This window comes from Microbacterium tumbae (genome assembly GCF_054780175.1).
Window position 1 is genome coordinate 216,170 of the sequence record NZ_BAAGWV010000001.1, and the last position, 15,046, is coordinate 231,215.

A 15,046-nucleotide genomic window follows, 5' to 3' on the forward strand; every position below is an offset into this window, starting at 1 on the left:
GCTACTTTCGGCGCTTCAGCAGGGCGGTCGCTTCCTTCCCGAGCACGGGATCATCTCGAAGCGCGTTGACGACCTCACGGCCGCGGTCGCCGCCGACCTTGAGGATGGGGCGAATGAAGTAGATCCGCGATTGCCCACGTTCCTCCACCGCCAGGAACCCAATCAGGTCGTCGAGTTGCGCCTGGGTCGCACAAGCGGCCAACGCGACCGCAGCGCCGTCTTCCTCGCCCGGGTTCCTGGCGTCCAGCCAGCGAGCCTTGAGTCGCTCCCAGAAGGCCACGGCGGGCTTGACCGCAAGCGCCCGGCCGAGGCTCTCCATCACCCTCTCCGGATAGCTACCAAGTTCCAGATGATCGACCAGGATCGGCAGCGCAGCAGGGTAGGGATCGGAGGTGTTCACTAGATCCCAGACCGAGTTGACCTCGACGCCAGCGGCACGGAGGTCAGCAACGATTGGCTGCTCGGCCTCACGGAGCACCTGGGCTCGCGCTTGACGCTCGGCCTCCGCCGCCTGAACCTTGCGCTGGTATTCCGGATCGTTCTGAAGCTCTGCCATCAGATCGGTGGCGCTGATCCCCGACCGCTTGCTCCGACCCGTCATGGGATGTACCTCAGACCGATGTCGCCGTTACGAATCGCAGCCTCCAGCGGTCCTGACAACGTGGTCGGATTCGCGCCACCACGGACGTAGAGATCGAAGCGGAGACCGTTCTGCTGGGCGTACGCAAGGCTGTCCTTCAACTGCTGCGTGTACGCCTGGTACTTGACGTTCTTGACCTCCGAGACCGCGACGTCGTTGAGCCCATCGAAGATCCTCGTGCGGCCACCGATCTGGGCTGTCGCTTTCGGCCCGATGTCGAACGCACCTCGGACGGCGTTCTCACCAGCCTGCCCGAGACGGACAGAAGCAGCTCCGCCGTTTGCGGCCTGACTAGTCAAGTTCGCCGGTGTACTGGTGGGGTTGATTCCCGGTCGAGTGTTCGTGAGGGCTGGCCGTACGTTCGAGAGGGCTGGCCGGACGGAGGAGAGCGCGGAACGCGCCGCTGTGGACACACTGCTCATCGCCTGCCGCAGCGTCGAGCTGATCGCGTTGACCATCTGCGACGCCGCCGGCGCGGCAGCCTTCACCACCGCGGGAACGATCTTCACCAACGCGTTCCCAGCCACCCCGCCTATCAGGCCCCAACCGGCGCCGACAATCGTGTCCTTGGCCAGACTCCACCCGTCGAACGGCTTGCCCGAATTCGCCTGATGGTGGATGTTCGTCACCGCCGCAGCAGTAGCACTGCCCGCAACGATGCACCCCAGGCTCCCCGCCCCCGCAGTGACGATCAGACATCCTGTCGTCACAATCGCCCCAACAAGGATGCCGTTGATCTCCGCCTTATGCTTGTCGACGAAACCCGTGACGTTCTTCCACGCATCCTCCAACCAGTTGCGACCGGACGGATCCGCCCACGTCACCGGATTGTTCCCCGCATACACATATGCGTTGAACTGCGCAGGCACCCCCGGAGCGAGCTCCGGATCCACACTCAAGAACACGCCCGTCACCGGGTCGTAGAACCGCGCCCCCAACAACGACAACCCACCCGGATCGGACGGCGCGCCCAAGAACCCGCGCCCGGCCACCTCACCGACTTCCCCCTGCCTCGCGCCGCCGAAGGGATCCGGGCGCACCCGCGACACCGGCGCCGCCCAGTCCGTGTTGTGCACCGCAGCGAGCGGACTGCCCTGCCCGTTCACGACGATGCTGGTCACCCCCGCAAGCCCCACACCCGACCGCGTCGCCACCACGATGCCCGCGAACGCGTACCAGCGCGTCGCAGTCACACCCGCCTCCGTGGCGCGGACCTCCTGCCCGCCCGGCAGGAACACCGTCGCCCCCTCCTCGTCGACGCGCACCAGCCGAGAGCCGTTCGCATCGAATGTGTTCGAGACGTCCTCTCCGCCGCCCGCGACGGAGAGGAGTTCGCCCTCCGCGTCCCAGGTCTGCGTCTGCACCGTGCCAGCGCTCGTGCGAGACGTCTGGTTGCCGGCTGCGTCCCACGTGAAGGACGTCGACACGGAGCCACCGTCCTTCGCCTCGGTCATCGACGTCAGCTGATGCGGGCCCGCCGCCCCCTCACCGTGTTCGTACTCGGTCGTGGCGACCGCCGACCCATCGTGGTCGACCATCCGCGTCCGATTGCCGAGCATGTCGTATTCGTACTCGGTCCAGTACGGCGCCACACCGCCGACATCCGAAGCGGTGACGTCGGCACGGTCGCACTCCGACTGCGCATCGGTCCACGCGACCTGCAGACGGCGTAGCCCGTCATATCCGAAGCACTGCGCGTCGGTGAGCGCCGCACCCGTGGCATCAGCACCTGCGTCGATGATGCTGGTGACATTGCCCGCCTGGTCGTAGCCGTAAGCGAGGTCGAGCTCGGCGCCGTCGATCCGTTCGCGATCCAGGCGTATCCCCGTCAGCCGCTGAGATGCGTCGTCCCAGTCGTAGGACACGGCCGCGCCGTATGTGTTGCCCAGATCCTGCACGAGCGGCTTGCCGTCGGCGGTCCACCTCGAATCGGCCACATAAGTGCCCCAGCCGAACCCACCGCTCATCCACGACGGCATCGACGCATCATCGAATCGAGTGGTGACGGTCTCCTGCCCGAGGACGAGGGCACCGTCCTCATCAGTCACCTGCGGATACGTGATCTGAGACACCTGCCCATCGGCCGCATAGGCGTACTCGGTGGTGAAGGACGCCCCAGACAGATCGCGCAGCGCAGCATCCGTGCCCAACGCGGTATCGACCTTGACCGGCCGGTACGCCGCGTCATACACGGGATAAGAGATCGTGTACTCGTCTTCGCCGACGAAGCGCGTCGCGGTGCTGAGCTGTCCGAGCGCCGTCGCACCGCCGGACAGATCGGAGGTGTCGTACTGCCAGGTGACCCGTTCGGCGCCGGTCGCCGATCCGTCTCGGAGGCTGGTCGCCCGCCCGAGAGCGTCGTATGTGTAGGCGAGCACATCGCCGTTGGCGTTCTCACGGGTCAGCACCCGTCCGAGCGTGTCGTACGTCGTCTCGGTGGTGCCGCCATCGGGATCGCTGGCCGCGATCTGCTGCCCGGCCTTGTCGTAGGTATACGTCCACTCATCGCCGGCGGGATTGGTCATCGTCACCAGCTGACCGGCCGGATCATACGTGTACCGCGTGATCTGCTTCGTCAGCGCGCGGACGGCGGCAGGGGTGGTCGCCTCCGACTGCGTGTCCGGGTCGCGCACATACTCGCGCAGTTCGGTCGTGAGTCCCCGCGCATCGGCGATCGCCTCGGTCGGGACTCCCCCGATGGGCGGGATGGTCAAAGTCGCCGCACCGTCGTAGACGGTCGTGGTGCGCCAGAGCTCGTAGTCCGGGTTGGAGTCCGTGCCGTCCCAGAAGATCTCGTCCGTGACCCGTCCGGCCTTGTCGTACACATAGGTCGTCTGCGACGGCGGCACCTCGATCGGGGTGATCGCCGCCGAGGCGGGGTCGCCCTGCGCCCACCACGGTGAAGTGCGTTTGGCGATGCGGCCGGCGGAGTCGTAGTAGATGTGCGAGACCATCCGGCCGGTCTCGTCCGCGAAGGCGTCGGCGCCTTCCTGCTGCGACTGGAACGGGCGTCCCATGCCGTCGTACAGCACGACGGAGACATGCTGACGCTGCCCGTCTGCGCCGAGAGTGCGCGTGACGACCGCATTCAGGCCGTTCTCGGCCACCGTGTAGGCGTATTCGATCGACGGATGCGCGGCGTCCGCGTGCTGCGGATACCGGAGGCTGGTCATCCGTCCCAGCGCGTCGTAGGTGCTCTCGGTGACAAGCCCGTTCTGGTCCTTGACGGACAGGAGCGCGCCGGTGAGCGGATTGAAGGTCTGCGTCGACGTGAACGCCGCCACCGGCCCCGACCCATCGGGATCGGGCGAGGTCGTGACGATCTTCGACAGCTGTCCCCCGGCCGCCGATGTGTAGGCGATGGTCGTCTCGTTGCCCACCGCGTCGGCCTGCGACACGACCCGGCCCGCGGCATCATACTCGGCGGCGCTTCGGGTGAGATCACCGGCGGGATCGGCCGGGTCGATCGACGCGGTCTGCGTCACCCGGCCCGCAGTGTCGTAGGTCGCGGTGTCGCGACTGATCAAGGACGCCGACGTCAGCGAGGCCTCGCAGTGGACACCGAACACCTCGGTCTTCGACGCATAGGCGAGCATGTTCGCCGTCGTGTAGGCGCTGTCGCGCCGGTAGGTCGTCTTCGTGCACAGATCGTCGGCCGCGGTGCTCAGGTCTCCGCGGTCCTCGACCGTCACCGGAAGTCCCTTGGAGTCGTTCGTCGTCTTCGATGACGTCCGACGTACCAGCGTCCCCGCGGCGTCATAGACGAAGCCGTATGTCGTCACCGAGGGGATGCGTGTGGCCTTCAGCCCCCCGGTGCCGGTGGCGATCGTGACCGGGGCGGACGGCTGGCTGACGAGCTCGGAGACCTTCGAAGCGCCGTTCAGCTCCTGCGACACGAGCACCTGTCCGGCGAACTCCTCACGGTCTGTGACCGTGACCGTGTGACCCGCCGGCCCCGCGGTGAGATCGGCTCCGGTGCCCCGGAAGTAGGTGCTGCGTTCCGTCGTCGCCTGCTGCTCGCCCTCTCCGTATGTGGTGGCGACTTGCGCGAACCCGCGGAACTCCGAGTAGGTCACCAGGTCGGCATCGACCATCGGGCCCTTCGGCTTCACCCAGGCGGCCCCGCCGAGATAGGAATACCGGGTCGTCTTCGACAAGGATCCGGTGATCAGGTCACCGCCGCCGGACACGTGAGGGGCGCCGTCCTCGACGATGCTCTCCACCACGTACTTGTGGAACCAGTGGTTCTGCGGGCTGAGCTCTCCGTCAGGCTGCCACTTCACGAGGTAGCAGAGCTTCGTGTTGGCTTCCTGCGCCGCCGCCGTGGTGCCCGGCAGGTGCTCAGGGTCGCACTCGGTGCGATAGCTGACGTTCACCGCCCCGCCCGACTCGGTGCGTACCCGGATCACTCGGGGTCGCCACAGCCCCGACTGCCCGTCGGTGACGGTGTCGACCCGGTTCGCCAGCGACATGTATCCGAACTGGACGGCCGGGAGGACGATGTCATCGGAGGTGGCCGCCGTGCCGCCATGCCCGGTCCGTCGCACCGCGTCCAGTCGCAGGGCGATGCTCGCCGCGTGATCGACCTCCCCGGCGTCGCCCTCGCCGACGAATCGCTGTGTGAACGCCCACGAATCTATGGGGCGGTAGGCGGCGCCATCCCACGCCTGGGCGGTGATCTTCGCCAGCCGCGTCGTGTCGAAGAACACCGGCACGACGTTCAGGCATTCGTCATCGGACACCTTGCACCGCAGGTCGGCCGGGGTGTCCAGCCATTTGCTGTCGTCCGTTGCGGACGCCCCATTCGCGCACAGCGACGCTCCGTCGGTCGGATCGGTGACACACCGGCTCTCCGTGTCGAACACCACCCGGAACGGTGCATTACCCGATGCCCCTGCACGGGTGCCGTAGTCGATCCTAGCCAGGTGACCGCCCGAGACATACGAGATCGGGGTCCACGAGGTGTTGGCGGTGTAGTCGGGCACATACGCATTGGACTCAGCCGCGTACGTGTAGGTCATCGTGTTGCCGGAAGGGTCGACCACATGGTCGAGATTCCAGCGCCACACCTGCGTGCATCGCGACGCGGCGAACCCTCCGTCAGCCGAGGAGTGATAGCAGGACTCGCCGCTGTGATTGCCGTACACCGGCACCGTCCACGCCGAGTTCAGCTCGGAGCCCGAAGCCGACTGCTTGCCGCGCCCGAAGAAGAACTGCGTGCCATCGACGGTCGTGACCTTCCAGTACTCGCCGTCCTCTCCGTCGTTCCAGCCGCCCGTCTTCACCTCGATACGGCTGCCGTCTTCCGTGACCGTGCGCCAGGCCTCCGCATCCGTGTCGTAGACGAGCGGGGATGCCGCGCCCTTGAACACCAGGGTCGCGTTCGCCTTCCCCCAGCACAGATCGCCGGAATCGCGATCCGCGTTGTTCGCCGCGCCCTCAGTATCCGTGGAACACGGCGTGTACTGCCGCTCGATGTAGCTGGAGGTCAGGTCGAATCCCTCGCCGATCCATCCCGACTGGTTGTTCATGGACGGCACGCGCCCATCCGAGACGGCGGACGAGTACGACAGCGTCAGCTCCGGTGCCAGCCCGGACGCCGGCTCGGGCACATTCAGGGGGTACGACCAGGTGAACGCCCCGGTGTTACCGGAGGAGCCCCAGGTCGACGACAGGGAGAGACCCGACCTCGACCAGTCGCCCGCGGCGCCGGATGCGCCGGAGACGACCGCCACCCTGCTCGTCGCCGCCGAGGACATGGTCCGCGCCGCATCGGCTCCCGACCGAACCGGCACCACACCGGTGACCGTCTGCGCCACCGGATCGTTCACCGACTCCAGCGGCTGCGGTCGGCAGTCCGCCGTCTCCGCGGCGTCCTCGTCACAACCGGGCAGATACACCAGCTGCACGCGTGTCGCCCAGTCGCCTCCTGACAGGCCCGCGAAATCAGCGTACGAGAGCGACAGCTCCACATTCCGCGACTCTGTCGTTTCCGCATCATCTGCGTCGACGACGTCCAAGACCACGCCGGTGACCCCAGCCGCCTGCGCGACCGCCTGGTCCTCGACCCGCACGGTGACAGCGTCGGGCGATGAGGAATCGGCCGAAGCGACCTCGACCGGCATCCCCCCGAGCTCCGTCTGCGCGGTCTCACCCGACGCGATGGTCAGGGTCGCCTCGTCCGCCGTCGGCAGCGTGGCCGCCGCAGCGGGAAGCGGCTCAGTGTCCGTGATCGGCCACTCACCGGTGAGGTTCTCCGCCGGAGCGGCGGTCTGGCCCGTGACTCCGGCCAGCGCGGATGCGAAGTTGGCCTGCCGATCTTCGATCGGGGCAGCCGCCACCGCGGCAGGCGAGTTCGCCTGACCGACCATGAACGGGTCCACGGCCAGCAGTACGGTCAGCCCGGCCGCGAGCAGGATCCGCGACAGGTGCGGGCGTCTGCCCGTGCGCCGACCAACAGGCAGGGCTGGAAGTCGATTGTCCTTCACGTCTCACTCCCCGTTCGTGGTCGTCGGGTCCAGCGCGTCGGCACCGGCGCCGTAGTCGGTCGCCTCTGCCCCCTGGCACATCCTGCGGATCTTCGACTCGGAAACCACCTGCCCCGAGAAGACGCGCACGTTGTCGATCTGTCCTGGCCACCACCGCGCCGGGTTACGGTCCTGCTGGGCACGACCCACCACGAACGCCCCGGCCGCGGACCATGGGGACGAGGTACGCGGGATCGATGAGACCACCGGCACGCCATCGCCTGGATCCGCCGGTGTGCCGATCTCGCACACCCACAGGCGCAATGTCTGCGACGTGACGTCCTGCGCGCCCACCAGATGAACCCAGGAATCCTCGACGACAGGGACGGATGACTCCGCCACTGTCCCTGTCGAGCCCACCGTGTCGGCATTCCTGACCCCGAAAGTCCAGCATCCCTCGGGCATGCCCGTGCAAGAAGGGGTATAGCCGAGGACGAATCCCGACTGGGCCACGCCATCCTGAGACACCGCCGTATACCGTCCCCCGGCCAAAGTGTCAGCGTCAAGCTTCACATATGCCGAGACCACGAACGACTCGGTCGTGTCCACGACCGGACCCGTCGTCGCTTCATCGTCGACTCCATCGAACCGCAATGACCGGTCGTCCGCCCGCACATCGAACAGAGCATGCGGCCCGTCCGCCCACTCCGGTCCGACGACGGACAGGGTCTGAGCCTCGCCGACACCGCTGGAGTCGTCGGCGGTCTCCCCCTCCCCCTCGTCCATCATCCAGACGCCGTCCTCTTTCGCCGCCCCGACGTCGAAGACATACATCGTCGTCGTCGACTGGTTGCCTGCCGCGTCGCGCGCCGCTGCCCGCAGTGTGACCGGCCCCGTTGTCGTCGGCGTATACGAGATCGTCACCGACCCGTCGCTGCCCGGAGTCGCCGTCGACCCGAGCGTCGTGCTGTTGAACGAGTACCGGATCGACGCGATCGCACTCGAGCTGCCACGCGTCAGGGTGAACTTGCCGCTCATCCCCACTCCGCCGCGTTCGACATCCTCTTCATAGACGGCTGCAACGCCGGAGCGAACCGGAGCTACGACCGGGCTCGCGGGCTTCTCGATATCGACGGCGAACTCGCACTTCGCCGCCGACCAGCTCGACCATTTCGACCCGTCCGAGGCTCGGATCCGATATTGATAACGCTGCCCGTGAACGAGCTTGCCCGAGGGCACGGCCGCGCTCACCGCCGAGCCCGAGGCCTTCGCCGCGAGCGTGCCGCTGGACCACACCTCGGTGTCGGTCCCGGCGATGAGAACCTGGAACTGTGGCTGCACCGTCCCACCGTCCGGGTCGCTGACCACACCCGCGATCGTCGGAGTGGTCGACGCGATCGCCTGGCGTGCGGTCCCGGACGTGCAGGTGAGCGCCGGCGACGTCAGCCGCACCGAGGTGGGAGCGTTCGGGGGGCGGTTGTAGACGATGTCCAACCGAGCGTCCGCACGATAGGTCTTGTACCCGTTCGAGTTGGACTCGGAGTTCGCCTTCAGGCCGATGTTGATCGATGCGGCGTTGCCATCCGCCGCAGTCATGACGGCCGATCGCACATCCCAGCCCCGCCGCACACCCGAGTCACTGCAGGAATCGCCCTGAGGCGCCGTCACGTTCGCCAGGTACGAGGAGAAGGTCAGCGTGCTCCATGTCCGCTGCTCCTGCGTGATCGACACCGTGCGATAGGCATCCGTCCGCGTCGAGGTGCAGCTGCCGCGTCCACCGGGATCAGCGGTGAACGACGCCGAGATGATGTCCGAGCCGTCCAGCGTCTTCATCCAGGTCGACAGCGTGCCACCGAACTCCCATACCAGTCGCGACGTGAAGGTCGTCCCGCACGATGAACTCCAGCTCAGAGAACAGAGCCCCATCGATTCGCCGTTGCGCGCCGAGGTGTCCGTCCACTTGTAGATCGGGCTCGTATAACCGCCCGTGCGGATCGCCACCCATTCCGCCGGCGTCCGACCGCCCAGCGTCGGATCGATCCGCACCGGCCATACGGTCTCCGCCGCGGTGAGCATCTCCTCATCGGGCGACATCACGACCGTGCCGGCCCCCTCGTCCGCATCCGCCACGTGGACCGGCATTCTCACTGAGCGGTCCCCCGGCCGCGGGAACTCCGCGCGCTCCGGCCCCTCTGCCTCGTCATCTGGCCCAGCGGCTGAATCCCACATCGTCGAAGGCGGCGACCAGAACAGCACCTCCCCCTCTGCATCCGCGAACTCGAAGCCGACCTCGTCGACGCTTCGCAGTTCGAGTCCTGCCGATGCCTCCACGCGATACGCGATGTCGAATCCCGTACCCGGGAGCCCGTCCTGAACTCGCGCGTCCTCGAGCGCGTCACGGAACCAGGCAGCCGCATCAGGCGAGTCCAGTTCCACAATCGGCCGGAATCCCGATCCGTCCGCCATTACGGCGACCACGAGGCGAACGCCCGGTGCGAGCTCATACGTCACGAACCGATCCTCGACCACCGGCACCGGAAGCTCGAGCGGGAACCACAGCTTCACCCATGCGCCGTCCCGTTCCACAGCACCCAATGGCAGATCAGCTCCCGCCTCTCCGCCGGGGTTGAACTGCATCGGGAAGACCGGCGCGGCCACAGGCAACATGCCGCCCTCATCAGGGTCCTCCGCCGATGCCGGGACCCTTGCTGTCGACACGATGCCGCCCGATCCTGCTCCGCCACCGGATCCGGGACCGACGCCGGCTGCCGAATCGTCCTCCTCCGCCGGCTCCACCAGCACATCGGTATTCAGCGGCTCCCACTCGCCGTTCACGTCCGTCTGGGACGGCACCACGCTCACAGACATCCGGGAGGTTCCGTCCGGCCGCGCGAACACGCTCATCCACGGAGACCGTTCGGCGACGATCTCCACGTCGTCCCCGCATGCGGCGGCGAGCACCGCCGCGTCCGCCGCGTCCTCGCGTTCCAATCGCGAGCAGTCCGCCGTCTCGCTCGTCCCGGCCACGTGGATCACCACGAGACCCGTGGCAACTGCGAGGACCCCGGCGATCAGCATCGCCAGCCCCCGACGCCTCATCGGAACAGCCTTCACCGTCGACGCATCGCTCACGCCTGTCCTCCGCGACCCACACATTCAGGGGTCTCGAGAACGATCACGCTGACCCAGCCAATACTCTGCGAACCTGAGCATAGCCTGAAAGCGGCCCGCTGCTATACCCCGGCAGCCCGCCCCTACTCCACCTCGAACGCCTCCGCACCGGTCTGCGGGAACGGGTGCTGTCCGCGCGGCCCGAAGACGAGCACGAGCTCGGCCGGGGCATCCGATTCGTTGCGCACCCCGTGCTTCATGCCTTCCGGGGCATAGAAGGCGTCGCCGGAGCGCAGGACCCTGCGATCCTCTCCGGAGGTGATCACCACCTCACCCGCGGTGACGACGTACAGCTCGTCGGAGCTGTTCGGCGAGCAGCTGTCCTCGGCGCCGTCCAGGTGGAAGTGCTGCCCCTCCTCCGCTCCGGGCTCCAGATGGTAGAGCATGACCGAGATAGGCAGCGCGGTGGTCTGCTGGAAGTACCACTCGATGCCGATCCGTCCCTCCCCGTGGTAGAGCTCCCAGTCGTGGGCGTTGTCGCCCCGGCGTTGCACGCGCATCAGCTTCTCCAGACCTTCTCGTAGAGACGGAGCCAGTTCTCCCCCATCACTTTGGCGATCTCGTCCTCGGAGTATCCCCGCTCGCGCAGGCCCTCTGCGACGTTCGGCATCTCCGAGCTCCCGTCGAGACCTCTGAGCCTCGGATCCGGATCGGGCACCCGCGTGTCGAACTGCGGGGTCGTGCCGTGCAGGCGTCCGAGGTACGCCCAGAACTCGTGATCCCGGCCCTCGCAGAAATCGCTGGCGAAGCCGACGTGATCGATGCCCGCGACCTCGATGAGCCGTTCCACGCCGTCGAGGTACTCGCCCAGATCCGCGTCGAAGCCGCTCGGCAGGAACTGCGGGAAGGCGTTCGCCCCCACCACCCCGCCCTTCTCGACGAGCGCGCGGATGAGGTCGCGCGGCTTGTTGCGCGGGGTGTCGAAGAAGTCCCGCAGATGCGTGTGGGTGAAGGCCACCGGCTGCTCCGAGAGCTCGATCGTCTGCCTGGCGCTCTCGTCGCCGACATGGGAGAGGTCGATGAGGATCCCCAGCTCGTTCAGCTTGCGCACGGTCGCGATGCCGAACAGGCTCAGTCCGCCGTCGTGCGGCTCGTAGCATCCGTCCGCGACGAGGTTGCGGATGTTGTAGGCCAGCTGTGCGATGCGAACCCCGAGCACCTCGAAGGCCTCGAGCCGGTCCGGGTCGTTCTCGATCGGGGCGATGTTCTGCCAGCCGAGGATGATCCCGACCCTGCCCTCCCGGTGCGCCCTGCGGATGTCCTCCGCGGTGCGCACGTGCAGCAGCAGATCCGCGCGCTCCCGGAACCGCCGATGCCAGCGGGCGGTCTCGTCGACGGTGTCCGCGAAGCCCTCCCAGATCGCGGTCGTCGCGTTCACAGCGGTCACGCCTCCCGCCCTGAGGTTCTCGAACACCCCCGGCGCGTTCCAGTCGCTCGGGTTGCACCCGTCGATCGTGATGTGCTGCGGCATTCCTGCTCCGTCCTGTTTTCAGCTGCGGTACAGCACCGGCATCGACTCCAGCAGCCCCTGGGTGTAGGGATGCTGCGGGTCGGTCATGATCTGCTCGCCCGCACCCTCCTCGACGACCCGCCCGTCGTGCATGACGGCCACCCGGTGGGCGACGTGGTGCACCACGGACAGGTTGTGGGTGATGAACAGATAGGTCACCCCGGTCTGCTCCTGGAGGCGCACGAGCAGATTCAATACCTGCGCCTGCACGGAGACGTCCAGTGCCGAGGTCGGCTCGTCGAGCACGACGAACTCCGGCTCGGCGGCCATCGCACGGGCGATGGCGATGCGCTGGCGCTGCCCGCCGGAGAACTCGTGGGGATACCTCCCGGCAGCATCGGCGGGTATCCCCACCTGCTCCAGCGACTCGAAGACCCGCATCCGCCGCTCCGCTCCGGGGATGCCGGCGGCGACGAGCGGCTCGGCGACGGAGCGGGCGATCGTGAACCGCGGATCGAGGGAGTCGTTCGGATCCTGGAAGACCATCTGCACGCGCCGTCGATGGCGGCGCAGCGCACGTCCGCGCAGGCTCGTGACGTCCTCGCCGTCGAACTCGATCGCCCCCGCCGTCGGCCGGCGCATGAGCAGGACCGCCCTGGCCAGCGTGCTCTTCCCTGACCCGGACTCGCCGACGAGGCCGAGGGTCTCCCCGCGGCGCACGTCGAGGCTCACGTCGTCGAGCGCCGTCATGGCGCCCTCCCCGTGCCCGAAGCGCTGGGTGACGTTCCTCACCCTCAGGACGTCGTCGTTCACAGCGCCTCCTCGAGCACGGCGGGGACATCGGCGAAGTCGTTGTCCGCCGGGATCACCGCGAGCGGCGACCGCACGGGCACCGACGGACGCGGGATGCTCTCCAGCAGAGCCCGCGTGTACGGATGCTGCGGATCCGTCAGCACGCGCTGCGTGCGCCCGGACTCCACGATGCGGCCGCGGTACATCACGGCGACGCGCTCGCACAGCTGACCGATCACGCCGAGATCATGGCTGATGAAGAGCACGCCCATCCCGGTCTCGTCGCGAAGCGTGCGGATGAGATCGAGGATCTGCGCCTGGACCGTGACGTCCAGCGCGGTGGTCGGCTCGTCGGCGACGAGCAGGGTCGGATCGGCCGCCACGGCGATCGCGATCACGACGCGCTGTCGCTGCCCGCCGGAGAGCTGATGGGGGTAGTAGTTCATGCGGCGCTCCGCGTCCGGCATCCGCACCAGTCTCAGGATGTCCAATGCCCTCCTGCGCGCCGCCCGCTTGTCGGCCACGCCGTGGATCAGCAGCACCTCGGCGATCTGCGCGCCGATCCGCATGCACGGGTTCAGTGCGGACATCGGCTCCTGGAACACCATCGAGGCGCGCACGCCGCGCACGGCGGCCCACTCGCGCTCTCCGGCGTCCTTCATCTCGATGTCGGTGACGGACATCGTCTTCGCCGTGACCTCCGCGGAGTCGGGCAGCAGCCCCATCATCGCCAGGGCGACGCTGGACTTCCCGCTGCCCGACTCCCCGATGACGCCGACGATCTCCCCCGTGCGCACGCGCAGCGAGACATCGATGACAGAGGGAGCCGCTCCTCCGTACGCGATGGACAGGTCTTCCACCCGGAGAGCGTCGACGTCGCTGCTCACTGCTCCAGCCAGCTCTCCGTCAGGGTGTACATCGACGTGTACGGGTCGCTGTCGTAGCCGTGCAGCGTGCTCTCGTCCCAGATCTCCATGTACACCGGCAGGGCGAGCGGCATGAGGACGAGGACCTGCTCGGTGACCTCGGTCGTCAGCTCCGCGACGAGCTGCTCCTTGCGGTCCGCGTCGCCCTCCGCCCTGACCTGCTCGAGCAGTTCGCGCGCGTGCTCGGCATCCGGATCGTCGCGCCAGTAGTTGTAGAGACCGGCATCCGAGAGGAATCCGTCGAAGTACAGCGCGGGATCGGGCCGGTAGCTGCCCGGCAGCGAGACGAGGTCCGTGAACGACTCGCCCGTCGTGTAGATCGGGGCGAGCTCCGCGGTCGGCGTCGCCTTGAGCACGAGGTCGATCCCCGCCTCGGCCAGCTGCTGCTGCATCATCTCGTAGATCGGATGGTGCGCGGCGGCGACGTCGCCGAAGTAGGAGAGCTGGATCTCCGGGTTCGGCTGCCCGGCCTCGGCGAGAAGGGCCTTGGCCGCATCGACGTCGCGCACGTAGTAGGGCGTGCTCTCGTCGATCTCCGGGGCGGCGGGGTCGCCGGCGGGGATGATGGTCGAGACCTCGCCGCTGCCGAGCATCGCGGTGTCCACGAGCGCCTGCCTGTCCAGCGCGAGCGACACGGCCTGCCGCACCCGCACGTCGGCGAGCGGCCCGTCACCCGGGTTGATGTAGATGCCGACGCCCTGGGTGTTGGCGGGTGCGCCGAGCGTGTACCCGCTCTGCACGGCCTGATCGGCGATCACCTTGTCGATGAAGAAGCCGCCCTGGATCGTGCCCTGCTGGAGAGAGGCCAGCCTGGTCGCCTCGTCGGGGATGTACTGGTAGACGATGCTGTCGAAGTGGGGGCCCTCACCCCAGTAGTGCTCGTTCTTCTCCAGCGTCAGGGACACCCCGTCCTGCCACTCGACCACCTGGTAGGGCCCCGTCCCGTATGTGTGGGTCTGCCGGTCCTCCTCGGAGGCGCCGCCGTAGCCGTCGCGCCCGACGATGAAGAGGGTCTGATATCCGGACAGCGAGTTCAGGAAGGTCCCGTTCGGCTCCGCGAAGTGGAAGACCACCTCGAGGTCTCCGGTCGCCTCGACGCTCTCCAGACCCGCGAGGTACGCCTTCTTGCCGGTCTGCGCCTGCTGATAGGTCTCGAACGTGTAGACGACGTCGTCGGCCGTGAACTCCTCGCCGTCCGCGAAGGCGACCCCGTCGCGGAGCTCGAAGACGTAGGTGAGCTCGTCCGGCTGCTCCCAGGACGTGGCCAGCCCTGGCTGGATCCCGCCCTCCTCGTCCTTGGTGAGAAGCGTCTCGTAGGACTGGTCCATGATGACCTGGGCCGCCAGCGCGGCGGCGACCATCGGGTCGACGCCGCCGGCGGCGGGCTGCGCGGGGATGCCCCAGTTCAGGGTGCCGCCGTCGACCGGCTCGGCGGCGGCGTCCTCCGGGGTCTGCTCGGTCGTCGCGCAGCCGGTCAGCGCCAGCGCCCCGACGAGGGAGGCGATGAGGCCTGTTCTGATGGTTCGGGATCTCACTGCTGTGGTGGGGGATTTCACTGCTGCTCCTTCGGGAAGGTCCTGCGTGGATTCGGGATGCTTCG

8 protein-coding genes are annotated in these 15,046 nt (G+C 67.7%); all 8 read right to left on the minus strand.

Going from position 1 to position 15,046, the window contains the following annotated elements; all coding sequences use genetic code 11:
* Position 1: 1 nt before the first annotated feature.
* The gene (locus ACYVGQ_RS01030) at positions 2 to 601 is read right to left on the minus strand and encodes a hypothetical protein (protein ID WP_460782628.1); all 600 of its coding nucleotides are present in this window, start codon (positions 599 to 601) and stop codon (positions 2 to 4) included.
* Positions 598 to 7,128, minus strand: a complete 6,531-nt coding sequence (locus ACYVGQ_RS01035; protein ID WP_460782629.1) for an RHS repeat-associated core domain-containing protein — start codon at positions 7,126 to 7,128, stop codon at positions 598 to 600. Before ACYVGQ_RS01035 ends, ACYVGQ_RS01030 begins: the two co-directional genes overlap by 4 nt.
* A gap of 3 nt (positions 7,129 to 7,131) precedes the next feature.
* A complete protein-coding gene (locus ACYVGQ_RS01040) occupies positions 7,132 to 10,206 on the minus strand; it encodes a LamG domain-containing protein (RefSeq protein WP_460782630.1) in 3,075 nt (1,024 codons plus the stop codon).
* A gap of 155 nt (positions 10,207 to 10,361) precedes the next feature.
* Positions 10,362 to 10,778, minus strand: a complete 417-nt coding sequence (locus tag ACYVGQ_RS01045; RefSeq protein WP_460782631.1) for a cupin domain-containing protein — start codon at positions 10,776 to 10,778, stop codon at positions 10,362 to 10,364.
* Entirely contained in the window at positions 10,778 to 11,749 is a 972-nt protein-coding gene (locus tag ACYVGQ_RS01050) for a dipeptidase (protein ID WP_460782632.1), read from the minus strand. Before ACYVGQ_RS01050 ends, ACYVGQ_RS01045 begins: the two co-directional genes overlap by 1 nt.
* 18 nt (positions 11,750 to 11,767) lie before the next feature.
* Positions 11,768 to 12,541: an ATP-binding cassette domain-containing protein gene (locus tag ACYVGQ_RS01055; RefSeq protein WP_460782633.1), complete on the minus strand. Its 774-nt coding sequence runs from the start codon at positions 12,539 to 12,541 to the stop codon at positions 11,768 to 11,770.
* Complete coding sequence (locus ACYVGQ_RS01060) at positions 12,538 to 13,407, minus strand: ABC transporter ATP-binding protein (RefSeq protein WP_460782634.1); 870 nt, start codon at positions 13,405 to 13,407, stop codon at positions 12,538 to 12,540. Before ACYVGQ_RS01060 ends, ACYVGQ_RS01055 begins: the two co-directional genes overlap by 4 nt.
* Entirely contained in the window at positions 13,404 to 15,002 is a 1,599-nt protein-coding gene (locus ACYVGQ_RS01065; protein ID WP_460782636.1) for an ABC transporter substrate-binding protein, read from the minus strand. Before ACYVGQ_RS01065 ends, ACYVGQ_RS01060 begins: the two co-directional genes overlap by 4 nt.
* Positions 15,003 to 15,046 lie beyond the last annotated feature (44 nt).

Excerpts from the sequence above, each read along its gene's own strand:
- ACYVGQ_RS01030 (WP_460782628.1), bottom strand. The coding sequence starts at position 601 with ATGACGGGTCGGAGCAAGCGGTCGGGGATCAGCGCCACCGATCTGATG.
- ACYVGQ_RS01040 (WP_460782630.1), bottom strand. The coding sequence starts at position 10,206 with ATGAGGCGTCGGGGGCTGGCGATGCTGATCGCCGGGGTCCTCGCAGTT.
- ACYVGQ_RS01045 (WP_460782631.1), bottom strand. The coding sequence starts at position 10,778 with ATGCGCGTGCAACGCCGGGGCGACAACGCCCACGACTGGGAGCTCTAC.
- ACYVGQ_RS01050 (WP_460782632.1), bottom strand. The coding sequence starts at position 11,749 with ATGCCGCAGCACATCACGATCGACGGGTGCAACCCGAGCGACTGGAAC.